This window comes from Pseudomonas inefficax (assembly GCF_900277125.1).
Taxonomy (GTDB): Bacteria; Pseudomonadota; Gammaproteobacteria; order Pseudomonadales; family Pseudomonadaceae; genus Aquipseudomonas; species Aquipseudomonas inefficax.
Genome location: NZ_OPYN01000207.1, coordinates 1 through 21,947, shown reverse-complemented (window position 1 = coordinate 21,947; position 21,947 = coordinate 1). Strand labels below are relative to the sequence as shown.

Genomic DNA, 21,947 nt, shown 5'->3' with positions numbered 1-21,947 from the left:
CCCGGAACATGTCCCGGAACTGTACCGGTACAGTGTAGAGCGCTGCCCGAGCGCTTGAAAAGCGGTCGAAAAGTGCCTGCTTCCTGGGTTGTCGCTTGGTCGACACAAAGATACAGAAAGGCGCCATCAAACTGCCTGCATCTGCGACCCCGCCCCACAAGTTTCGGGATCAATCGACCAAATTACATATTTGAAACCGGGTTTTTCTGCAAAAATGCCGACCTTTTTTATTGGCCGATTTTTGCGGATACCACCCATGACTGATCACACAAGCACCCTCTATGCCAAATTGCTTGGCGAGACGGCAATCATCGAGTGGAAAGCGCTGGAGCGTTTCTGGGCCAAGGGTGACCTGATTTGGGTCGACCCTAGCCTGGACCTGATCGCCGTTGCCGAGGCAATGGCCGAGAATCGCAGCGAGATCTTCGCCAAGTGGCGTAGTGATGGCACTGTTGGGCCGGTGACTGCCGAGCAGGCCCAGGACCTGCAAAGCCGCGATCCAGAGATCTGGGCGGTGGTAGTTTCGCCGTTCATCGTGATCCAGGCGAAGCGCCCTCTCGATGCATGATCGCTTTTGGTGCGCGAAAATGCGCAGCCGCCTCGTTTTGGTGCTTGCAAGCGTTCAAGGCGGGTAGAGGTAAGTAACAATTCGGCGTGGCGGTAACAGTTTACGGGATGCGTAATGCCCCGCCGTTTTGCCAGGCAACGCGAAACCTGTAGGAGCGGCCTTGTGTCGCGATGGGCTGCGCAGCAGCCCCGGCATTTTTTGCATCGATGCGGAAATCTGGGGCTGCTGTGCAGCCCATCGCGACACAAGGCCGCTCCTACAGGTTCCTGGCCCGCATGGGAAATGTTCGAACCAGTCAGGAGTCATCGATGAGCACTACACTACCTTCGCTTGGATTCGCCGGCATCGGCCTGATGGGCCTGCCCATGTGCCGGCGCCTGTTGGCAGCGGGCTACCCGCTGACGGTGTGGAACCGCAGCCCGGACAAGTGCGCTGCACTGGTCACCGCCGGCGCGCGCCTGGCCAGCAGCCCTGCCGAACTGTGCCGCGACAGCGACATGCTGCTGCTGTGCCTGGCCGACACGGCCGTGGTCCGCGAAGTGGTGTTCGGCGAGCAAGGCATTGCCCAGGGCGGGCGTAGTGGCCAGTTACTGATCGATTTCTCCAGCCTTGAGCCAACCGCCACCCGTGAAATGGCTGCCGAACTGGCAGCGCTGTGCGGCATGGCCTGGCTGGACGCGCCAGTTTCCGGCGGCACGCCCGGGGCCGAAGCCGGCACCCTGGCGATCATGGTCGGTGGTGAATCGGCCGACCTGGAGCGTGCGCGCCCGGTACTGCAGGTACTTGGCCAGCGTGTGACGCACATGGGGGCGGTGGGCGCAGGCCAGGTGACCAAGGCCTGCAACCAGATGATCGTGGCCTGCAATGCCCTGGTGATCGCCGAAGTGGTGGCCCTGGCCGAACAGTCCGGGGTCGACGCGACGCTGATCGCCGAAGCGCTGGCGGGCGGTTTTGCCGATTCCAGACCGTTGCAGATTCTCGCTCCGCAAATGGCCGAGAGCCGCTTCGAGCCAATAAAGTGGCACGTGCGCACGCTGCTCAAGGACCTCGATGGCGCGGTCAAGTTCTCCCGCGAGCAAGGCTCGGCGACGCCGCTCAGTGGCCTTGCCGCACAGTTGATGCGCCTGCACGCAAGCCAGGGGTATCTGCAAAAAGATCCGGCGACACTGGTTGAGCTGTATCGCAGCAAGGGCTGAATAGGCCGCCCTGGTGCTCTAGCCGCTCCAGCAACGAGCGCAGTTCGGCCAGCGGCTCCGGGCGGCCCAGCAGATAGCCCTGCAGGTAGTCGCAGCCGTGGGCTTCGAGAAACGCCAGCTGTTCGGCGTTTTCCACGCCCTCGCTGACCACCTGCAGATGAAGGGTATGTGCCATGACGATGATCGCCTGGACGATCTCGCGGTCCTTCTGGCTGCCCGGCACATCCTGCAGGAAGCTGCGGTCGATCTTCAGCACATCCAGCGGCAGGCGCTTGAGGTAGGCCAGTGACGAGTAGCCGGTGCCGAAGTCATCGATCGACAGCGCCACGCCCTGGGCGCGCACGCGCTTGAGCAGGTTGACCGTACGCTGGATGTCACCCATCAGGGCGTTCTCGGTCACTTCCAGCTCCAGCTGCCAGGGCGCGAGCCCGGCGTGGAACAGCGCCTTCTCCACCTCGTTGGGCAGTTCGTCGTGGCTGAGGGTGACGGCCGAGCAATTGACCGTGACCTTGAGGTTGCCATGGCCGTGGCGCTGCAGGTAGGCCAGGTCGGCGCAGGCGTGGCGCAGCACCCACAGGTCAAGGTCGATGATCAGGCCGTTGGCTTCGGCGATGGCAATGAAACGATCGGGCCCGAGCAGGCCGTGTTGCGGGTGTCGCCAGCGCACCAGGGCTTCCAGTTTGGCCACTTGCCTGCTGCGCAGGTCGAAGATCGGCTGGTAATGCACGCACAGCCCATGCTCCTCGAGCAGGGCCACTCGCAGTTCCTCTTCCAGTTGCAGGGCAATCGAGGCCTGGGTCTTCAGGCTGTCGTTGAAGAAGTTCAGGCTGTTGCGCCCGTTGCCCTTGGACTGGTACAGCGCGAGGTCTGCATGCTTGAGCAGCTCTTCGGCGGTGGTGCCGTCGTCGGGGAAGATGCTGATGCCGATGCTGGTGGTCATGACCATGCGCCGACCGCCCAGGTCGATGGGCTCCTTCATCCGCTGCATGATGCGCTGGGCCAGGTGGCGGGCTTCGTCGCGGTTGTTGAGGCTGGTGACCACGCAGAACTCATCGCCGCCAAAGCGCGCGACCAGGTCGTGGTTGCGGGTGGCGGCCTTGATGTGGCTGGCAATCACTTTGAGCAGTTCGTCGCCGGCGTCGTGGCCAAGGCTGTCGTTGATGCGCTTGAAATGGTCGATGTCGAGGAACATCACCGCCAGGTGGCTTTGCGTGGCCTGGTGTTCGGCCAGGCGTTCGGCGAACACTTGGTTGAAACCTCGGCGGTTGACCAGGTTGGTCAGGGCATCGTAGTGCGCGGCCTGTTGCAGCGACGCGCGGGCTTGGTCCAGCTGGCTGAGCAGCACGCTGACCCGCCGCAGGTCGTGTTCCTTGCTTTGCAGCTTCTTGTCGGCCAGCGCGGTGCTGATGCTGGCAGCACTGATCAGCAGGGTGATGAAGCCGATGCCGAGCGCCAGTTGCAGGCTGTTGTCGCCAGAGGGCAGGCGCAGGGCAGTGTCTGCCGGGATGACCAGGGTCAAGGCCGACATCGCGGTGAAGTGGGTGGCGACTATGCCGCCGGCCATCAGCAGGCTGGCGCCGTACTTCATGGCATGGTGCAGGGTGCCGCTGCCATGACGGAAGTAGCGTGCCAGGCACAGCGCCGTAAGGCTGGTCAGGAGGGCAATGGTGGCAGATGCCAGCAGCAGGCCGGTCTGGTAGTACTGGCGGGCGCCGGTTTCCAGGGCAGCCATGCCGACGAAGTGCATGAGGATGATGCCCAGGCCAATCAGCACTGCACTTTGCAGGTAGTGGTGGGTGCGCATCTGGCTGCGGTCGAGGCTGTGCATGGCCAGCCAGGCGACGGCCAGGGCGATGAGCAGCGAAAGGATGGTCAGGGACGCGTCATAGTGCACTTCAACTGGCGCCTGGAAGGCCAGCATGCTGATGAAATGCATGGCCCAGATGCCACCTGCCAGGCAGCAGGCACCGAGCATGTTCCATTGTCGGTGGGCGGTGGGGTCTTCGCTGTGGGATTGGCGCTCGGCCATGTCCAGGGTGGCGAAGCAGGCCGCACAGGCGACGAGGTAGGCGAGCAGAACCAGGAACGGTTCATGCCGGCAATCAATGACGATGCGCCCGGTTGCCGGCAGGTCGGCGAACAGTTGCAGCCCCAGCCACTCCATGGAATGCCTCATGATCGAGTTTTCACTCGTCTGCGCTACAACCCTGTGCAGACTGTCCAGAGGCAGTATAGGAAGAGGTGGTTAAGCCTTCCTGACTAATGGCACATTGATTCCCACGATTTGGTTATGAACCTGATCGCAGCCGGGAATATGGTTCTGAAAATTGGCCCCCTGTGGGAGCGGCCTTGTGTCGCGAAAGGGCTGCAAAGCAGCCCCAGCAATTTCAATTATTGCGCCAATTCTGGGGCCGCGTTGCGGCCCTTTCGCGACACAAGGCCGCTCCCACAAAGGCGGCGGTGTCTGACCTGTATCAGCCAGCCACCAGCACGCGAATGGCCTCCAGGCGCAGGGCGGCCTTTTCCAGCATCGCCAGGCCCTCTTCGCGCTGCTTGCGCAGCGCTTCGATCTCGCTGTCGCGCACACTCGGGTTGACTGCTTGCAGCGCGACCAGACGGGCCAGCTCTTCGTCGGCCTCCGCTTTCAGGCGACGCTGGGCCTCGGCCACGCGCTCGACATGGGCCGGCAGGACCTTGGCCTCGCCACTGCCGATGCGCTGAGCCAGCATGTCACGCTGGGCCTGGACGAACTTGTTGGCGCTGGCGCGCGGCACGCTTTCCAGCTGGTCGTTGAGGGTTTCGAAGGCCACGCGCGACGCCAGATCGTTGCCATTGGCATCAAGCAGGCAGCGCAATGCTGCCGGTGGCAGGTAACGGCCCAGTTGCAGGCTGCGCGGTGCCACCACCTCGCTGACGAACAGTAGTTCAAGCAGCACGGTGCCGGGTTTGAGCGCTTTGTTCTTGATCAGCGCCACGGCGGTGTTGCCCATCGAGCCGGACAGCACCAGGTCCATGCCGCCTTGCACCATCGGGTGTTCCCAGGTGAGGAACTGCATGTCCTCGCGCGACAGCGCCTGGCCACGGTCGTAGGTGATGGTCACGCCTTCGTCGTCGCCCAGCGGGAAGCTGGCGTCGAGCATCTTCTCGCTCGGCTTGAGGATCAGCGCGTTCTCGGAATGGTCTTCGCTGTCGATACCGAAGGCGTCGAACAGGGTTTCCATGTAGATCGGCAGGGCGAACTGGTCGTCCTGTTCGAGAATGTCCTCGACCAGCGCCTGGCCTTCGCCGGCACCGCCGGAGTTGAGTTCCAGCAGGCGGTCACGGCCGGTATGCAGTTCGGCTTCCAGGCGTTCGCGCTCGCTGCGGGCGTCGGCCACCAGTGCTTTCCAGGCCTTGCTTTCGCCGCTTTCGAGCAGTGGCAGCAGGCGTGGGCCGAACTGATGCTGCAGTGCATTGCCAGTAGGGCAGGTGTTGAGGAAGGCGTTGAGCCCTTCGTGGTACCACTGGAACAGGCGCTCTTGCGGGCTGTCCTGCAGGTACGGGATATGCAGCTGGATGGTGTGCTTCTGGCCGATGCGGTCGAGGCGGCCGATACGCTGTTCGAGCAGGTCCGGGTGCGCTGGCAGGTCGAACATCACCAGATGGTGGGCAAACTGGAAGTTGCGGCCTTCGCTGCCGATCTCGGAGCAGATCAGCACCTGCGCGCCGAACTCTTCGTCGGCGAAGTAGGCGGCGGCGCGGTCGCGTTCGAGGATGCTCATGCCTTCATGGAACACCGAGGCCGGGATGCCCGAGCGCACGCGCAGGGCGTCTTCCAGGTCCATCGCGGTTTCGGCATGGGCGCAGATCACCAGCACCTTGGTGCGCTTGAGCATCTTCAGGGTGTCGATCAGCCAGTCGACACGCGGGTCGAAACGCCACCAGCGCTCGTCGTCGGCCACCTCGCCCTGGGCCTGGAAGGCAACTTCCGGGTACAGCTCGGCATGTTCGCCGGCTGGCAGGTCGCGGTACTGCTCGGGCGTTGCCAGTGGGTAAGGGTGCAGCTGGCGCTCAGGGAAGCCCTGGACCGCCGCGCGGGTGTTACGGAACAGCACGCGGCCGGTGCCGTGGCGGTCGAGCAGCTCACGGATCAGGCGCGCGCTGGCCTGGGTATCGCCGTCGCTGACCGCTGCCAGCAGGGCTTCGCCTTCGGCACCCAGGAAGCCCTGGATGGTGGCGTGGGCCTTGGCTGACAGGCGGCCTTCGTCGAGCAGTTCCTGTACGGCTTCGGCCACCGGGCGATAGTGCTCGCTCTCGGCGCGGAAGGCGGCCAGGTCATGGAAACGGTTGGGATCGAGCAGGCGCAGGCGGGCGAAGTGGCTGTCCTGGCCGAGCTGCTCGGGGGTGGCCGTGAGCAGCAGCACGCCTGGGATCACCTGGGCCAGCTGTTCGACCAGGCCGTATTCGGCGCTGACCTGGTCTTCGTGCCAGACCAGGTGGTGGGCTTCGTCCACCACCATCAGGTCCCAGCCGGCGGCGAACAGCGCGTCCTGGGCCTTTTCGTCTTCGACCAGCCACTCCAGGGCCACCAGCGCCAGCTGGGCATCCTCGAACGGGTTGCTGGCGTCGCTTTCGATGAAGCGTTCGGCGTCGAACAGGGCCACCTGCAGGTTGAAGCGGCGGCGCATTTCCACCAGCCACTGGTGCTGGAGGTTTTCCGGCACCAGGATCAGCACGCGGCTGGCACGGCCGGACAGCAGCTGGCGGTGGATCACCAGGCCGGCCTCGATGGTTTTGCCCAGGCCCACTTCGTCGGCCAGCAAGACGCGCGGCGCGCTGCGGTCGGCGACTTCGCGGGCGATGTGCAACTGGTGGGCGATGGGTTGGGCGCGGCAGCCGCCCAGGCCCCACAGCGCCGACTGCATCTGCTTGCTGGTGTGCTGCAGGGTGTTGTAGCGCAGGCTGAACCACGACAGCGGGTCGATCTGCCCGGCGAACAGGCGGTCGCTGGCCAGGCGGAACTGGATGAAGTTCGACAGCTGGGTTTCTGGCAGGGTGCGCGGCTGGTTTTGCCCGTCCAGACCGTGGTAGACCATCAGCCCGTCGATATCCTCGACCTCGCGCACGGTCAGCTTCCAGCCTTCGAAGTGGGTGATCTGGTCACCTGGCGAGAAGCGCACGCGGGTCAGCGGCGCATTGCGCAGGGAATACTGGCGGGTGTCGCCAGTGGCCGGGTAGAGCACGGTCAACAGGCGGCCATCCTGCGCCAGGATGGTACCCAGGCCGAGCTCGGCTTCGCTGTCGCTGATCCAGCGTTGCCCCGGTTGATACTGCTGCGCCATACTGCCTGAACTCCCGCGATGAAAAAGCCGATTATGTTAACGGATCGGCCGGACAGACCAAAGTGCCGAGCGCATCGAAAGGTGCCGAATTGCGATAGCAAGTGCGATAGGTAGCAACAGTCTAGTCGCTTCATCGTCCCCCACCGTGCTGCCGACGAGGGCCCCGGATCAACATGTCTGCCAAGCACCGCTGGATCAGCACTTCAATGGCCGTGGGCAGCCTGTTGCTGCTGGCCGCCTGCGAGCAGAAAAACTTCGAGACCTTGCCCGCCATCCCGATCGAGCAGCTCGAGGTACTGGGCGTGCAAACGCCGATCAAGAGCGTGCACTTTCGTGACCGCGATGGTGAAGGCCTGCTGGTATTGAGCCGCAGCGATGGCCAGGCCAGCGACCCGGAAAGCGAGCAGGAAGTGGACAAGGTGGTACTCAAGGCCACGTTGTACGGGCGCACCGCCGAAAGCGACGCGTTCAAGGCGCGCTGGCAGATCGAACAGGAAACCACCTGCCCGGGCCTGGACCTGGATGTGGACTTCTATAATGATGTCAGCGATGTCGGCGACCTTAACAAGGACGGCGTCGCCGAGGTGACGGTTGCCAGCCACGCCTTCTGCGGCGGTGGCATCGACCCGCACGACATCGCCATCGAGATGCGTGAAGGGCAGGCCAGCTACAGCATCACCGGCCAGTCGCTGATCACCCCGGCGGGTGAGGAGCCGATCGGCGGTGAACGCGAGGACAGCGCCTCGCTCAAAGCTGCGCCACAGGTGCTGCGCGAACACATGGACGCGGTCTGGCAGCAGGTTTACAAGCGTCCCTGGAGCGAGGCCAGCCCGCCAACTCACGACGAGCCTGACGAAGAAGCCGAATAAGTGTTGCGCATGTCATCAAGATAAGCCCGCGCCTGCCGATACAGGGGGCATAGGAGAACGTCCATGCTGCCACCGATCATTCCGCTCAGCGCCGCCCCGGTGACCTCGCAACAGGACCCGGTCAAACCGACACCCGACATCAAGCCGGTGGTGCCGACGCAGCCTGCCTCCGGCGAAAGCACCATCGACCTCAAGCACCAGCGTGACCCGCAGGAGCAGGCACTATTGCTGCGCGACGAGCAGCGCCGCCAGCAGCAACGCCGGCAGAAGGGCGACGACGAACGCTACAGTGCGATGCCGGGTGACGAGGTCAACGCCGACAACACCGTGCCGGTGGCGCCGTTGATGGGCGAGCACGGGCGCCAGGGGCTGCTGGTGGACATCGAAGTCTGACGCGGGGCTGGTCAGCGCCAGCGCCTGGCTTCATCATGCAAGTCTCAGTTGATCGTCGAGCCCACCCATGAGCCAAGACAACCTCATCGATTTCGATGCCGAACGCGCCAAGCGCGTCCACGACCTCAAGGAAAAGCGCCTGAACGAAATGCGCAATGCTTTCGAGCAGGCCCTGCCGTTGAACACCGCCAAGAAAAAGAAACCCAAGAACAAGCCGAAGAAACGCTGAAACTTGACGCAGGTCAACCCTGCACCCGCCTCGCGTGCCCGGCCCCGGGCACCATTGACACCGATCAATTTTCCCCACCCCCACTTTGGTTAACTTGCACCCATCGGACAACGGCAAACGAATGGGGAGGCCAGCATGTTCTTCGACAACGTGGTTATCGCCGGAGTGGTAACGGTCGGGTTGATGGTCGTCTTCTTTGCCGGTCTGGGCATTTTCATCTGGAAGGATTCGAACAAGCGCAAGCCGCGCTGACCTTCCGGATACACGAGCACGCAAGGCATTTAGGGCGACTTCGGTCGCCCATTTTTTTGCCTGCAATTTTTGTGTTGCCTGTGCCGGCCCTTTTCGCAGCACAAGGCTGCTCCTACAAGAGTTCCACTGAGGCATGTTTGGCGCGGAATCTGTAGGAGCAGCCTTGTGCTGCGAAAGGGCCGGCACAGGATAGTCTGCACTGCCTTAAAGATGATTAGCTAGCTAATTAATCCTTTCCGCCTTATCCTTCCCATCATTGTCTATCTTTCTACAAGACCATCCCCGCAAGGTCCGCCTCGTGCCCATCACTCTCCAGGCCCTGTTCGCCCCCAGCAGCCTCGCACTCAAGTTCGCCATCAAGACCCTGCTCGGTGGCGGCCTGGCGCTGTGGCTGGCGATGCGCTGGGGCCTGGAGCAACCGTCCTGGGCATTGATGACCGCTTTCATCGTCGCCCAGCCTTTATCGGGCATGGTGGTGCAAAAGGGCTTGGCGCGGCTGGCGGGCACTCTTGTCGGCACGATTGTGTCGGTGCTGTTCATCGGCCTGTTCGCCCAGACCCCCGGCCTGTTCCTGCTCACCTTGGCCCTGTGGCTGGCCCTGTGCACCGCCGCCTCCACCCAACTACGCAGCGCCTGGGCCTACGCCTTCGTGCTGGCAGGCTACACCGCGGCGATCATCGCCCTGCCGGCCATCGACCACCCATTGCAGGTGTTCGACCAGGCCGTGGCGCGCTGCACCGAGATCTGCCTGGGTATCTTCTGTGCCACCGTCAGCAGTGCCTTGCTCTGGCCCATGCGGGTAGAGCAGCAACTGGGCGGGCAGGCCCGCCAGGCCTGGCAGAACGGCCTGCAGGCCGCCAGTGCCATGCTGGGCGGTGAAGACGAGGCGCGCAAAGGCTTGCTGGAGAGCCTGGGGCGTATCGTTGCCATCGACAGCCAGCGCGAACACGCCTGGTTCGAAGGCAACCGCGGGCGCCAGCGTGCTCGTGCCATTCGCGGCCTGAGCCAGAAACTGATGGTGCTGCTGCGCATTTCCCGGTCGGTGCGCCGACAGTGGCGGCAACTGGATGAGCGCGAGGCCCAACGCCTGGCGCCCTGGCTGGAGGAGGTGCGCGCACTGCTGGGCAAGCCCGACCAGCCGGGCCTGTTGGTGCTGCGCCAGCGCATCTGGGATGCCGCCCACGATGAGCAGATCAGCCCGGCGGAGCACTTCTGCCTGGCGCGCATGGCGCTGCTGCTGGACTACGCCATGGCTGCCAGCCAGGCGCTGGAAGATGTCGAGGCGGGCAGGGCGCCCAAGGATGTGTCCCAAGGCCTGGCTGCGCACCGAGACTGGTCGCTGGCCTTGCTGTTCGGCTCACGCAGTGCGCTGGCCTTTCTGGTAATGAGCGGCTTCTGGCTGGCCACCGCCTGGCCTTCGGCGCCGGGTGGCCTGGTGCTGACCTGCGTGGTCTGCAGCCTGTTCGCCAGCCGCGAGAACGGTGCGCAGATCGGCTTGAGCTTTTTACGCGGGATCTTCCTGGCGATCCCCGCGGCGTTTCTGGTCGGGCAGATTCTGCTGCCGCAATGGAGCAGCTTCGCCATGCTCTGCCTGGGCATGGGCGTGCCGCTGTTTCTTGGCGCGCTGGGCATGGCTCACCCGCGGACAGGGGCCACGGCCACCTCCTATTGCCTGCACTTCATCGTGCTGGTGTCGCCGCTCAACGCCATGCAGTTCGGCGTGGCCACCATGCTCAACAGTGCCTTGGCCATGCTGGTGGGTGTGTCGGCAGCAGTGATGGCCTTCCGTTTGTTGGTGTTCCGTCACCCGGCCTGGCTGGGCCGGCGCTTGCGTGCGGCGACCCAGAACGACCTGGTGCGCCTGACCCGGCGCGACCTGCGCGGGGCCGACAGCTGGTTTGGCGGGCGCATGGCCGACCGCCTGATGCAACTGGCGCGGCATGCCGGTGAACTGCCCGAGAGCGAACGCAAGCGCTGGGACGACGGCCTGCACGGCCTGGATATCGGCGATGAACTGGTGCATCTGCGCATGTGCCTGGCGGTTGCCCAAGCCCCGTTGGGGCGTGCCGAGCGTGAATACTTGCAGCAGGTAGAGGCCGTGCTGGCCAAAGGGCCGGCGCCCGGGCGCGGGCAGCGCCTGGATGCCGCCAGCGAACAGTTCATTGGCGCCTTGCGCCGTCTACCCTCCAGCGATCCACTGCGGTTGGCCGAAGGGGCGGTGCTGCAACTGCAGAAAAGCTGGGGCAAGTGGTGCCGCTGGCAGGAGGAAGCCCATGGGGTTGCGTGAGTGGGAAGTGGGCGGCGTGCTGTTCAGTCCCTTCCTTGTTTATGTGTTGCTGGCGCTGGTGCTTACCGGGTTGCTGCGTCTGGTGGTGCAGGCCACGCCGTTGGGGCGCTGGATCTGGCATGAAGCGCTGTTCGACGCGGCGCTGTTCGTTTGTGTGTTGTTCCTGGTGGTGCGACTGCTGGGAACCTTGTGAAGGAGTGTTTCGATGCGTGCGGCCGTACGTACCCTGGTCACCTTGTGTGTGGTGGCCCTTGCCGTGTTCGCCGGCTATCAGTTGTGGCAGTACTACATGCTCACCCCCTGGACTCGCGATGCCCGTGTGCGTGCCGATGTGGTGGTGATCGCCCCCGATGTGTCCGGCTGGGTGCGCGAGCTGAAGGTTCGTGACAACCAGCAGGTCAAGGCCGGCGACCTGCTGATGAGCATTGACCGCGAACGCTTCCAGGCTGCATTCGACCAGGCCAGCGCGGTGACAGAGACCCGCAGCCAGCAACTGCGCCTGCGCGAGCGGGAAGCCGCCCGGCGTACGGCCCTGGGGCCGGAGGCGATCAGTGCCGAACTGCGGGAGAATGCCCAGATCAATGCGGCCATTGCCCGCGGTGAACTGCATGAGGCTGAGGCACAGTTGCAAGTTGCCAGAATCAACCTGGCGCGCAGTGAAGTGCGGGCACCGCGCAGCGGGCATATCACCAACCTGCGCCTGGCCGAGGGCAACTATGTGAACACCGGGGAATCGGTGATGGCCCTGGTGGACGATTCAACCTTCTATATCCAGGCCTATTTCGAGGAAACCAAGCTGCCGCGCATTCGTGTGGGGGATGCGGTAAAGGTCTGGCTGATGGGCGCGGGCGAGCCGATGCAAGGGCATGTGGAAAGCATCAGCCGTGGTATCACTGACCGCAACAGCAACCCCGACAGCCAGTTGCTGCCGGAGGTCGAGCCGACCTTCAACTGGGTGCGTCTGGCGCAGCGGATACCGGTGAGGATTCGCCTGGACCAGGTGCCGGAGGGGGTGACCCTGAGTGCGGGAATGACGGCCAGTGTGCAGGTGCATGAGGAGCAGAATCGGCCGTGAGGGCGAAGGGGGGCTGCTTTGCAGCCCATCGCGACACAAGGCCGCTCCTACAGGAATATGCAATCGCACGGGGAATACGCGATCGCCTGTAGGAGCGGCCTTGTGTCGCGATGGGCCGCAAAGCGGCCCCAGATTCTCGATTTCAGAGGAACATCCCGCCCGACACCTCCAGCCGTTGCCCGTTGATCCAGCCATTGCCATCTTCCAGCAACAGCGCGATCGCTGCCCCGATATCATCCGGCAAACCCACCCGCCCCAGCGCCGTGTTACCGGCAATGTACTCATTCACCTGGCGGTTATCCCGCACCACGCCGCCGCCGAAATCCGTCTCGATCGCCCCCGGCGCCAGAATGTTCACACGAATCCCGCGCGCCCCGAGTTCCTTGGCCTGGTAGCGGGTAAGCACTTCCATCGCCCCCTTCATCGCGGCATAGGCGGCATACCCCGGCAGCGCAAAGCGCGCCAGGCCAGTGGAAATGTTGACGATGCGACCATTGTCGACCAGCAGCGGCAGCAGGCGCTGGGTGAGAAAGAACGGCCCTTTCAACTGGATGTTCAGCAACTGGTCGAACTGCGCCTCGCTGGTTTCGGTGTAGGGCACGTTCAAGCCGATCCCGGCATTGTTCACCAGAAAGTCGAAACGTTCGCGGCCGAAGTGTTGCTGCAAGGTCGCCTTCAGGCGTTCGGCGAAACCGGCAAAGCTGGCGCTGTCGCTGACGTCCAGTTGCAGCATGGTGGCCTTGACCCCGGCCTGCTCCAGCCGGGTGGCCACGGCCTGGGCTTCCTCCGCCTTGCTGTGGTAGGTGCCGATGACATCGATGCCGCGTGCGGCCAGGTGTTCGGCAGTGTTGCGGCCCAGGCCGCGGCTGGCGCCAGTGATCAGGGCAATCTTGCGGGTCATGGTGAAAACCTCATGGTGGGCTGATGAGCACAGGTTATTGGTCGCTGTTCTGCTGTTAAATCCAGCAAATATGGAAATACTGTTCGGTAAAACCGGATAGACGAGGTTTCAAGTGAACAAGCTGGAGTTGTTGCGCACCTTTGTGCGGGTCAGCGAGGTCAGCAGTTTCACCCTGGCTGCCGAAAGCCTGGGGCTGCCCCGTTCGACCGTGTCGGAGCAGGTCAGGGCGCTGGAGCGTTTGCTGGGTACGCAGCTGTTCAACCGCACCACCCGCCGGGTGCAGGCGACCCAGGATGGCGCGTTGCTGTACGAACGCAGCAAGGACCTGCTGTCGGGCATGGACGAAATCGAGAGCCTGTTCCGCGCCGACGATGCCGAGCTGGCCGGGCGCCTGCGGGTCGACCTGCCGACCATGATGGCCCGCCGGGTCATCATCCCGGCGTTGCCGCAGTTTCTACAGCGCTTTCCGCGCCTGGAGGTGGAGCTCAGTTGCACCGACCGCCAGGTCGACCTGCTGCGTGAAGGCTTCGATTGCGTGATGCGCATTGGTGCCCTGCATGACCTGGATGTGGTGGCGCGCCCGGTCGGGCAACTGAGCATGCGCAACTGTGCAAGCCCTGCCTACCTGGCCCGCCATGGCGTGCCGCACACGCTGCAGGACCTGGCCCGGCACCACCTGGTGCATTATGTTCGCACCCTGGGCGCGCGCAGCGCCGGTTTCGAATACCTGCAGGGCGGTGAACTGCACTTCCAGGCAATGGCCGGCGTGGTGACGGTCAACAATGCCGAGGCGTACTCGGCGGCCTGCCTGGCCGGGCTGGGGCTGATCCAGGTGCCTGCGGTGGGCGTTGCCGAGCACCTGCAGCGCGGTGAGCTGGTTTCGGTACTGGAAGGCTGGCAGGCCCCGGCCATGCCAGTGTCACTGCTGTATGCACGGCAACGGCACGTGCCACGCCGGGTGCAGGCCTTCATGCAGTGGCTGGGCGAGCTGCTGCATTCCCAGGTAGACGGTGGGCGCTGATCGATGAAAACCGTGGCGCCTGTGCGACGGCTTGCGTTAGGCTGCCTGCCACGAGTTGCCCGGCAGAGGCAACCTTTCCCCGCCTGGCGTGCGTATCTTCCGATTTTATTGCGAGGTTACGTCATGGCCATCACTTCCCAGGACATTTGCAACGCTGCCGACCAGCTCAAGGGCTTTGTCGGTTTTCATGGCAAGCGCGGTGTGCACATCGTGCGTTTTTCCGAAGATTCGTTCGGCATGGACGTGGCCGACGCCAGTATCACGCCCTGCAGCGAGTTTGTCTGGCGGCCCGAGCAAGGGCAGCGCATGGCCCTGTGCCGCGAACGGCTGGCGCTGTTGCTGGAGCAGCATGTGGATGACCGTTTGAACATCGGTGAACCGCTGCGCACCTACCTGCGTCGGCGCGACCTGCCGGAAATCGTGGCTGAGCGCAGCTTGCAGCGGGATTCTGCTCTGTAATAACGGAGAAATCTCGAAAAACTGCACTATCCCTGTGGGAGCGGGTTCACCCGCGAACACCGGCGAAGCCGGTGCCATATACCGCGTCGCATTCTTCGCGGGTGAACCCGCTCCCACAGGGATAAGCATTCCAAACTGAGCAAGACCAGTTACATCGACGCGCTACAGGTAAGGTGCCGAACGCTGGGCTGCCTGCCGTAACAACGCCTCAAGCCCCGCACTGTCCAGCGGCTTGCTCAGGTAGTAGCCTTGCACTTCATGGCAACGGTCCTTCTGCAGTGCCTTGAGCTGCTGCTCGCTCTCCACCCCTTCGGCCGTCACCGTCAGCCCCATCGCTTCGCCAAGGTTGATGATGGCCTGGACCACGGCGCGGTCGCTGCCACTGGTGTTGTTCAGTCCGCCGATGAAGCGTTTGTCGATCTTGATGCTGTCGAACGGGTAAGTGCGCAGGTAGCCCAGCGACGAGTAGCCGGTGCCGAAGTCGTCCATGTTCAGGCGCACGCCCAACTCCTTTAGCGACAGCATGGTGCCCAGCGCGCCTTCGATGTCATTGAGCATCACGTTCTCGGTAATTTCCAGCTCCAGGCGCTGTGCGGGGAAAGCGGTTTCCAGCAGGATCTCGCGTACATCAGCCACCACGTCGCTGCGCAGGAACTGTGCCGGTGACAGGTTCACCGAAACCAGCACATCGGCGGGCCAGTCATGGGCTGTGCGGCAGGCTTCGCGCAGCACCCAGCGGCCCAGCGCGACAATGATGTCACTCTGTTCGGCCAGCGGGATGAAGGTGTCCGGCCCCAGCAACCCCTCCTGCGGATGCTGCCAGCGCAGCAAGGCCTCGACCGCGACGATGCGCAGGTCGCTGAGGCGGTAGCGCGGCTGGTAGTGCAGCTCGAACTCCTGGTTGCGCAGGGCCCGCCGCAGGTCGTTCTCCAGTTGGCGGCGGTACTGAATCTGCTGGCTCATTTCGGCAGCGAAATAGCGCCATATGCCCTTGCCGTCGGCCTTGGCCTGGTACAGGGCGATATCGGCGCAGCGGATCAGCTCGCCGGCATCGAAGCCTTGGGTGCGGGTCTGGGCGACACCGATGCTGGCGCCAACGTGCAGGAGCTGGCTATCGAACACGATCGGTTGCTGCAGCAGGCTGATCAGGCGCGCACAGAAGCGGTCGATCTCGTTGCGGTTGTCCATGCCGCCGAGCACCAGGAGGAACTCGTCGCCGCCCAGTCGCGCTACCAGGTCGCCATCGCGGGTGCTGTCGCGCAGGCGTGTTGCTACCTCCTGCAGCACGGCGTCACCAGCGGCATGCCCAAGGGAATCGTTGATCGGCTTGAAGTTGTCCAGGTCGAGCAGCAGCAAGGTCAGTGGCGGCGAATCACTGCCGCGCAACAATGCCTGCTCGAGGTGCCGGGCCAGCTTGTTGCGGTTGGCCAGCCCGGTCAGCGGGTCGTGCAGCGACAGATGCTGGATGCGCGCATGAGCGTCGACTTCGTCAGTGATGTCGCTGGCGGTGCCGCGAAAACCGACGGGCCTGCCGTCGTACCAGATGGCTCGGGCCGAAATCCGGCAGTAGCGGTTCTGGCCGTTCTGGTCGCGGTAGGTACAGCGCAGGTTGGCCAGTTGTTGTGGGTCGGCCGCGGCCAAGGCATCCAGCCATGGCGAGAGCGGCGTGGTATCGCAGGCCAGCAACTGATTGAGCGGGTGGCCGAGCCAGTCGTCCACCGGGTAGCCGGTGACGTTGACAAAGCGTTGCGAAAGGTAGGTCAGGCGCTGTTGCCGATCGGTTTCCCAGATCCAGTCAGAGGCCGACTCCGCTACCGCGCGAAAACGTTGCTCGCTGGCCTCCAGCGCCTGGTTGCTCTGCTGCAGATCGGCGAGCGTGAGGTCGATCGCCCGCGAGCTGCGCAAGGCATGGCGGAACAGGTACAGCATGATCAGGCCGAGTATCAGCAAGGCACCCGCCAGCGGCGGCAACACCGCCCGCAGCAACTGGTGCCCTGGCAGCGGGCTGCTCCAGGACAGGTGGTAGCCGGTATCGCCGAGGTCGATGCGCAGGTGGTCGTGCTCACCCACATCATTGTTTTCCACGTGCATGCCGCTCAGGCCGGCACTGCTGCTCAGCTGCGCCAGCTTTTCCTCGGTGAGCTGGTCGACGAACAGCATCACCGGCGCCTGGCGCACCTCGCTATCGGTGACATCCCGGTCCGGGCGCACTGCCGCAGCACTGAGCACGGCCGGCCAACCGTTGAACAGGACGAACCGGGTGATCTGTTCACGTGGGATAGCCGCCGCCCGAGCCTGGTCGATGATTGGCTGCAACGCTGCATCAATGTAAGTATTGGCCGCTGCCTGGGTAGGCTGGCCTTTGAACAAGCCGTAGGTGGTGCGTGCGTCCTCCACCACGAACACCCCTTCATAGCCGCTGGCGCTGTACAGGGACTCGCCCACGTTCTTTTCTTCGTAGGCCCATTTCCAGTCGACCTGGCCCGCCAGGTGTTCGAAAGCAGCATCCCATACGGCGTAACTGGAAAGGAACTGGCGCGAGGCAAGCAACCGTTGTTCCAGCGCTTTGCTGGCCTGGGAGGCACTGCGCTGGCGCTCCTGATGGTCAAGAGTACCTGCGATGTTGAACAGGGCGCCGACGATGACCAGGCAGGCCAGGCCGAAAACTGCGCTGAAGCCGGCTATCAGGCGACGCACCTGGAAGCGCGGGGTGGGGCTGGCGGGTGGAGGGTTGGCGGTCCTGGCCATGAGCGAGCGGCTCCTTCAGGCAGCCTCCCGCCAGGCAGTCAGGAAGGAGGTTCAATCAGGATAGGCCAGCCTGGGCGCCGCAGCGTCGCTGCGGGCAAAATTGACCTGGTCGCGTCCGGCATGCTTGGCGGTGTACAGCGCCTTGTCCGCCTGTTCGAGCCAGTGCTCGGGCGACTCCAGGTTGGCTTCGAATGCCGAAAGGCCGATGCTCAGGCTGATGCGCAGGTGCGGCAGCTGCGGGTTGCGGTAGCTGGCGACCCGCTCGCGCAGGCGCTCCATGGCCTGGCAGGCTTGGGCTTCACTGGTATCGGGCAAGATCACGCAGAATTCGTCACCGCCGTAGCGCCCGGCCTGGTCACCTTCGCGCAGGTTTTGCCGCAGCTCGGCACCAAGCTGGCGCAGCACACAGTCGCCAACCACATGGCCGAAGGTGTCGTTGATGGTCTTGAAGTGGTCGATGTCGATCAGGGCAATCACCGCGTGGCCCTGCTGCTGGCAGGCCTGGAACTTCAACAGCAGCAGGTCTTTCCAGGCGCCGTGGTTGAGCAGGCCAGTCAGGCTGTCCGTGAGGCTCAGGGTGCTCAGGCGGCGCTTGTGGTCGGCCAGCTTGATCGCCAGTTGGTAGCAGACCCAGCCAAGCGCCAGCGGATAGAGCGTCAGCATCGGCAGGCAGGCATAGACCTGCAGGGGCGTAGCGTTCAATTGCAGGCCGGGGCCCAGCAGCAGGATGGCGACGAGCATGCCCGCCAGCTGGGCCAGGACTCCGCGAACGACCATGCGCTTGCCGCCGGCGGCGACGTTGTTCATGGTCATCATCGACAGCACGGTCACGCTGGGCAATGGATTGAAATGCATGGCAGCGGTCCAGAACCCACCCATCAGGGAGTCCAGCACCAGGTTGCGCTGTTCTGCCTGGTAAGGCGTGGCCGAACGGGCTGCCCACAGGTAGGCCACATGCGGCCACAGCAGGCCATTGAACAGTAACAGCAGCCATGCCCAGGTGGGCGGGGACAGCGGCGCCATGGCGGCCATGACGCTGAACAGGCCGATCCCCAGGCCGATGACACGCGGCAGGTAGATGCGTTTGACGAATGAAAGTCCTTTGCCGCTGCGTTTATCCATCTTGGTATCGTTCTTCTGCTGGAGCACCGTTTATCGCATAACTCTCATGAATATTGTTGAACAGTGTTTCATCTATGAAAAATGACCTTACAAGCCAATTCACGGTTGGTCCGATCACTGTGGGGTAACATGAAGGCTTTCCTGTTGCTCGGAGTGTTGCTGATGGTCCCTTTGACCAGCCCTGCCGGCGAGCCGGCGCCCCAGCGGGAAGGGCGCTTTCACAACCAGGCGTCGTTGCCGCAGGATGGCGTATTGAAGAAGCTGCGCATCGGGCTCAAGTACCTGTTCCTGCGCAAAGCGCCGGAAACCCGGCCGGCCACACCGGTGAGCCTGCAGCCCATGACTCGCCAGCAGGTGCTCGACGCACCTGACCGCAGCCTGTGGCGCCTTGGCCATTCCACGGTATTGCTCAAGTTGCGCGGGCGCTTCTTTATTACCGACCCGGTATTCGCCGAGCGCGCCTCGCCGGTGCAGTGGGCCGGCCCGCTGCGTTTCCATGCGCCACCCCTGGCGCTGGACCAATTGCCACCGTTGGCTGCGGTGGTACTGTCCCACGATCACTTCGATCATCTGGATGAGCAGGCAATTCGCCAACTGGCCCCGCGCACGAGTGTGTTCCTGGCCCCGCTGGGCGTAGGTAACCTGCTGATGACCTGGGGCGTAGCACCGGCGAAGGTGCGGCAGCTGGACTGGTGGCAGGAAAGCGAGGTCGAGGGCGTGCGTTTTGTCGCCACCCCGGCTCAGCACTTTTCCGGGCGTGGGCTGCTGGACAGCAACCGGACCTTGTGGGCGTCGTGGGTGATCGTCGACGAAGATGTGCGGGTATTCTTCAGTGGTGATACCGGCTACTTCGATGGGTTCAAGCAGATTGGCGAGCGCTTCGGGCCGTTCGACCTGACCCTGATCGAGACCGGGGCCTACAACGTCGCCTGGCCCGATGTGCACATGCAGCCGGAGCAGAGCCTGCAGGCCCATCTGGATTTACGCGGGCGCTGGTTGTTGCCGATTCACAACGGTACCTTCGATCTGTCCATTCACGGCTGGCAGGAGCCGTTCGAGCGTATCCTGGCGTTGGCCAACCAGGCACAGGTGCGCCTGAGCACGCCGCAGATGGGGGAGCGGGTCAGCCTTGACTCGCCACATGCCGGGCAGAACTGGTGGCAGCCGCTACCTGTGCGTCAGCGCGGCCAGGCGAACGAGCGCGTGGTAGCGGCACGCTGAAGTTCATTTGTTGCCGTTGTCGCGGCGCGGGGAGGGGGGCTGATCCTCTTTCAGTAGCCGCGAGGGCGGTTTGCCGCTGTCGCTGCGCACCTGAGCATGGCTGATCAAGCCGAAGATGAAGCTGCCGCCGATGATGTTGCCCGCCAGGGTCGGCAAGGCGAACTCCAGCCAGAAGCTGCTCCAGGTTTCATCGCCGGCCCAGACCAGATAGGACACCTCGACCGAGCCGACCACGATATGGGTAAAGTCGCCCAGGGCCATCAGGTAGGTGATCATCAGGATGATCCAGATCTTGGCGTGTTCCATCGACGGAATCATCCAGACCATGGTGGCGATCATCCACCCCGATACGATGCCTTTGGCGAACATCTGGCTGACATCGTTCATCATTACCTTGCGGCCCACCTCCAGGAAGGCCACATCGGTCTTGCTGTCGAAGATCGGCAACTCAAGCATTACCCAGGCCACCAGCAAGGTCCCGGCGAGGTTGCCAAGCAGTACCACGCTCCAAAGGCGCAGCAGGCGCCCGAAGTTGGCCAGGGTAGGGGCGGTCATTACTGGCAACACGGCGGTCAGGGTGTTTTCGGTGAACAGCTGCTGGCGCGCCAGTATTACTGCAAGGAAGCCTGCGCTGTAGCCGATGCTGGCGATTACCTGGGCACTGTCGCCCTCCGGCAGGCGAGCGTAGAACAGGCCCATGGCCATGAGCGACAGCCCCATGGACAAGCCTGCGGCCAGTGCCGACCACCATAGTGCGGCGAGTGTGCGTTCCAGTTCCTGGTCGCCCTGGTAACGAATGATCTCGTGCAGTACTGCCGCGCGGGGCGGTTGGTTGAGGCTGACTTCCTGCTCCTCGTCCGCCGACAGGCCTGGGGTTTTCTCGCTTTGCGCATCGCTCATGGCCGCTACGCTCCGTTGGGGGGTATTTCTACAGATTCGCGGCGCTTTCATTAGTTGCCGACGAAGGTAAAACGCCGGCAGAAAGTTTTTTCAGATCAAGGTGTTGACTCTGATTTCAAAGCGCGTATTATTCGCCTCCTCGCAGCGATGAACGCTTCGAGGCAAGCGGTAAGTTATTGAGGTTGAAGGGTTTCGAAAGAAACTGGTTGTAAAAAACTTCAAATAAACGCTTGACAGCAAATGAGGAAAGCGTAGAATGCGCGCCTCGGTTGAGACGAAAAGCTCTTAACCAAACGCTCTTTAACAAATCGAATCAAGCAATTCGTGTGGGTGCTTGTGAGTACGGACTGATAGTCACAAAGATTATCAGCATCACAAGTGGCCATGCGAGAAATCACATAGTCATTTGAGATTGCTGAGCCAAGTTTAGGGTTTCTTAAAAACCCAAGCAGTATTGAACTGAAGAGTTTGATCATGGCTCAGATTGAACGCTGGCGGCAGGCCTAACACATGCAAGTCGAGCGGATGACGGGAGCTTGCTCCTTGATTCAGCGGCGGACGGGTGAGTAATGCCTAGGAATCTGCCTGGTAGTGGGGGACAACGTTTCGAAAGGAACGCTAATACCGCATACGTCCTACGGGAGAAAGCAGGGGACCTTCGGGCCTTGCGCTATCAGATGAGCCTAGGTCGGATTAGCTAGTTGGTGGGGTAATGGCTCACCAAGGCGACGATCCGTAACTGGTCTGAGAGGATGATCAGTCACACTGGAACTGAGACACGGTCCAGACTCCTACGGGAGGCAGCAGTGGGGAATATTGGACAATGGGCGAAAGCCTGATCCAGCCATGCCGCGTGTGTGAAGAAGGTCTTCGGATTGTAAAGCACTTTAAGTTGGGAGGAAGGGCAGTAAGTTAATACCTTGCTGTTTTGACGTTACCGACAGAATAAGCACCGGCTAACTCTGTGCCAGCAGCCGCGGTAATACAGAGGGTGCAAGCGTTAATCGGAATTACTGGGCGTAAAGCGCGCGTAGGTGGTTCGTTAAGTTGGATGTGAAAGCCCCGGGCTCAACCTGGGAACTGCATCCAAAACTGGCGAGCTAGAGTACGGTAGAGGGTGGTGGAATTTCCTGTGTAGCGGTGAAATGCGTAGATATAGGAAGGAACACCAGTGGCGAAGGCGACCACCTGGACTGATACTGACACTGAGGTGCGAAAGCGTGGGGAGCAAACAGGATTAGATACCCTGGTAGTCCACGCCGTAAACGATGTCAACTAGCCGTTGGAATCCTTGAGATTTTAGTGGCGCAGCTAACGCATTAAGTTGACCGCCTGGGGAGTACGGCCGCAAGGTTAAAACTCAAATGAATTGACGGGGGCCCGCA

The 21,947-nt window shown here is 62.9% G+C and carries 18 protein-coding genes and 1 rRNA gene; 13 read left to right on the top strand and 6 right to left on the bottom strand.

The window, feature by feature from the left end; genetic code table 11:
• Positions 1-256 precede the first annotated feature (256 nt).
• On the top strand, positions 257-568 hold the full coding sequence (locus JV551A3_RS25100) for a DUF2288 domain-containing protein (RefSeq protein ID WP_112250665.1): 312 nt from the start codon (positions 257-259) through the stop codon (positions 566-568).
• Between the two features lie 308 nt (positions 569-876).
• Positions 877-1,764 (top strand): NAD(P)-dependent oxidoreductase, encoded by an 888-nt coding sequence (locus JV551A3_RS25095; protein ID WP_133974932.1) that lies wholly within the window; start codon positions 877-879, stop codon positions 1,762-1,764.
• On the opposite strand, the gene JV551A3_RS25090 is transcribed toward JV551A3_RS25095, so the two are convergent.
• Positions 1,664-3,928 (bottom strand): putative bifunctional diguanylate cyclase/phosphodiesterase, encoded by a 2,265-nt coding sequence (locus JV551A3_RS25090; RefSeq protein WP_133975088.1) that lies wholly within the window; start codon positions 3,926-3,928, stop codon positions 1,664-1,666. The two genes, JV551A3_RS25095 and JV551A3_RS25090, sit on opposite strands and share 101 nt — an antisense overlap.
• Positions 3,929-4,238: 310 nt before the next feature.
• The gene (rapA, locus tag JV551A3_RS25085; protein ID WP_133974930.1) at positions 4,239-7,085 is read right to left on the bottom strand and encodes an RNA polymerase-associated protein RapA; all 2,847 of its coding nucleotides are present in this window, start codon (positions 7,083-7,085) and stop codon (positions 4,239-4,241) included.
• A 173-nt stretch (positions 7,086-7,258) separates the two neighbouring features.
• Here rapA and JV551A3_RS25080 point away from each other — a divergent pair, with 173 nt between their 5' ends.
• The 7 genes from JV551A3_RS25080 to JV551A3_RS25060 all read left to right on the top strand — a co-directional run bounded on the left by JV551A3_RS25080 (position 7,259) and on the right by JV551A3_RS25060 (position 12,190).
• Complete coding sequence (locus JV551A3_RS25080) at positions 7,259-7,954, top strand: M949_RS01915 family surface polysaccharide biosynthesis protein (RefSeq protein WP_133974928.1); 696 nt, start codon at positions 7,259-7,261, stop codon at positions 7,952-7,954.
• A gap of 63 nt (positions 7,955-8,017) precedes the next feature.
• Positions 8,018-8,347: an aspartate-semialdehyde dehydrogenase gene (locus JV551A3_RS25075; RefSeq protein WP_112250672.1), complete on the top strand. Its 330-nt coding sequence runs from the start codon at positions 8,018-8,020 to the stop codon at positions 8,345-8,347.
• Between the two features lie 67 nt (positions 8,348-8,414).
• Complete coding sequence (locus tag JV551A3_RS30785; RefSeq protein ID WP_166674299.1) at positions 8,415-8,576, top strand: hypothetical protein; 162 nt, start codon at positions 8,415-8,417, stop codon at positions 8,574-8,576.
• A 135-nt stretch (positions 8,577-8,711) separates the two neighbouring features.
• Positions 8,712-8,828, top strand: a complete 117-nt coding sequence (gene ccoM, locus JV551A3_RS31275; RefSeq protein WP_025340347.1) for a cytochrome c oxidase subunit CcoM — start codon at positions 8,712-8,714, stop codon at positions 8,826-8,828.
• A 298-nt stretch (positions 8,829-9,126) separates the two neighbouring features.
• Positions 9,127-11,115 carry an FUSC family protein gene (locus JV551A3_RS25070; RefSeq protein WP_133974926.1) on the top strand — a complete coding sequence of 663 codons (1,989 nt, stop codon included), beginning with the start codon at positions 9,127-9,129 and terminating at the stop codon, positions 11,113-11,115.
• Complete coding sequence (locus tag JV551A3_RS25065) at positions 11,102-11,308, top strand: DUF1656 domain-containing protein (RefSeq protein WP_063913097.1); 207 nt, start codon at positions 11,102-11,104, stop codon at positions 11,306-11,308. The genes JV551A3_RS25070 and JV551A3_RS25065 overlap by 14 nt, the downstream gene beginning before the upstream one ends.
• 12 nt (positions 11,309-11,320) lie before the next feature.
• Positions 11,321-12,190: an efflux RND transporter periplasmic adaptor subunit gene (locus tag JV551A3_RS25060; protein WP_133974924.1), complete on the top strand. Its 870-nt coding sequence runs from the start codon at positions 11,321-11,323 to the stop codon at positions 12,188-12,190.
• Positions 12,191-12,332: 142 nt separating this feature from the next.
• On the opposite strand, the gene JV551A3_RS25055 is transcribed toward JV551A3_RS25060, so the two are convergent.
• Positions 12,333-13,091 (bottom strand): SDR family NAD(P)-dependent oxidoreductase, encoded by a 759-nt coding sequence (locus JV551A3_RS25055; RefSeq protein ID WP_133974922.1) that lies wholly within the window; start codon positions 13,089-13,091, stop codon positions 12,333-12,335.
• Between the two features lie 112 nt (positions 13,092-13,203).
• On the opposite strand from JV551A3_RS25055, the gene JV551A3_RS25050 reads away from it, so the two are divergent.
• Entirely contained in the window at positions 13,204-14,112 is a 909-nt protein-coding gene (locus tag JV551A3_RS25050) for a LysR family transcriptional regulator (RefSeq protein WP_133974919.1), read from the top strand.
• A gap of 123 nt (positions 14,113-14,235) precedes the next feature.
• Positions 14,236-14,571 (top strand): DUF2025 family protein, encoded by a 336-nt coding sequence (locus JV551A3_RS25045; RefSeq protein ID WP_013973906.1) that lies wholly within the window; start codon positions 14,236-14,238, stop codon positions 14,569-14,571.
• Between the two features lie 162 nt (positions 14,572-14,733).
• Here the strand turns inward: JV551A3_RS25045 and JV551A3_RS25040 are convergent, their stop codons facing one another.
• The gene (locus JV551A3_RS25040; protein ID WP_133974917.1) at positions 14,734-17,319 is read right to left on the bottom strand and encodes a bifunctional diguanylate cyclase/phosphodiesterase; all 2,586 of its coding nucleotides are present in this window, start codon (positions 17,317-17,319) and stop codon (positions 14,734-14,736) included.
• Between the two features lie 51 nt (positions 17,320-17,370).
• The gene (locus JV551A3_RS25035; protein WP_133974915.1) at positions 17,371-18,441 is read right to left on the bottom strand and encodes a diguanylate cyclase; all 1,071 of its coding nucleotides are present in this window, start codon (positions 18,439-18,441) and stop codon (positions 17,371-17,373) included.
• Positions 18,442-18,570: 129 nt separating this feature from the next.
• On the opposite strand from JV551A3_RS25035, the gene JV551A3_RS25030 reads away from it, so the two are divergent.
• Positions 18,571-19,662 carry an MBL fold metallo-hydrolase gene (locus JV551A3_RS25030; RefSeq protein WP_133974913.1) on the top strand — a complete coding sequence of 364 codons (1,092 nt, stop codon included), beginning with the start codon at positions 18,571-18,573 and terminating at the stop codon, positions 19,660-19,662.
• 3 nt (positions 19,663-19,665) lie between these two features.
• On the opposite strand, the gene JV551A3_RS25025 is transcribed toward JV551A3_RS25030, so the two are convergent.
• Positions 19,666-20,562, bottom strand: coding sequence for a formate/nitrite transporter family protein (locus tag JV551A3_RS25025; protein ID WP_133974912.1), 897 nt, complete (start codon positions 20,560-20,562; stop codon positions 19,666-19,668).
• A gap of 456 nt (positions 20,563-21,018) precedes the next feature.
• Between JV551A3_RS25025 and JV551A3_RS25020 the strand changes: the two genes are divergently transcribed.
• Positions 21,019-21,947, top strand: a 16S ribosomal RNA gene (locus JV551A3_RS25020); the annotation flags it as partial.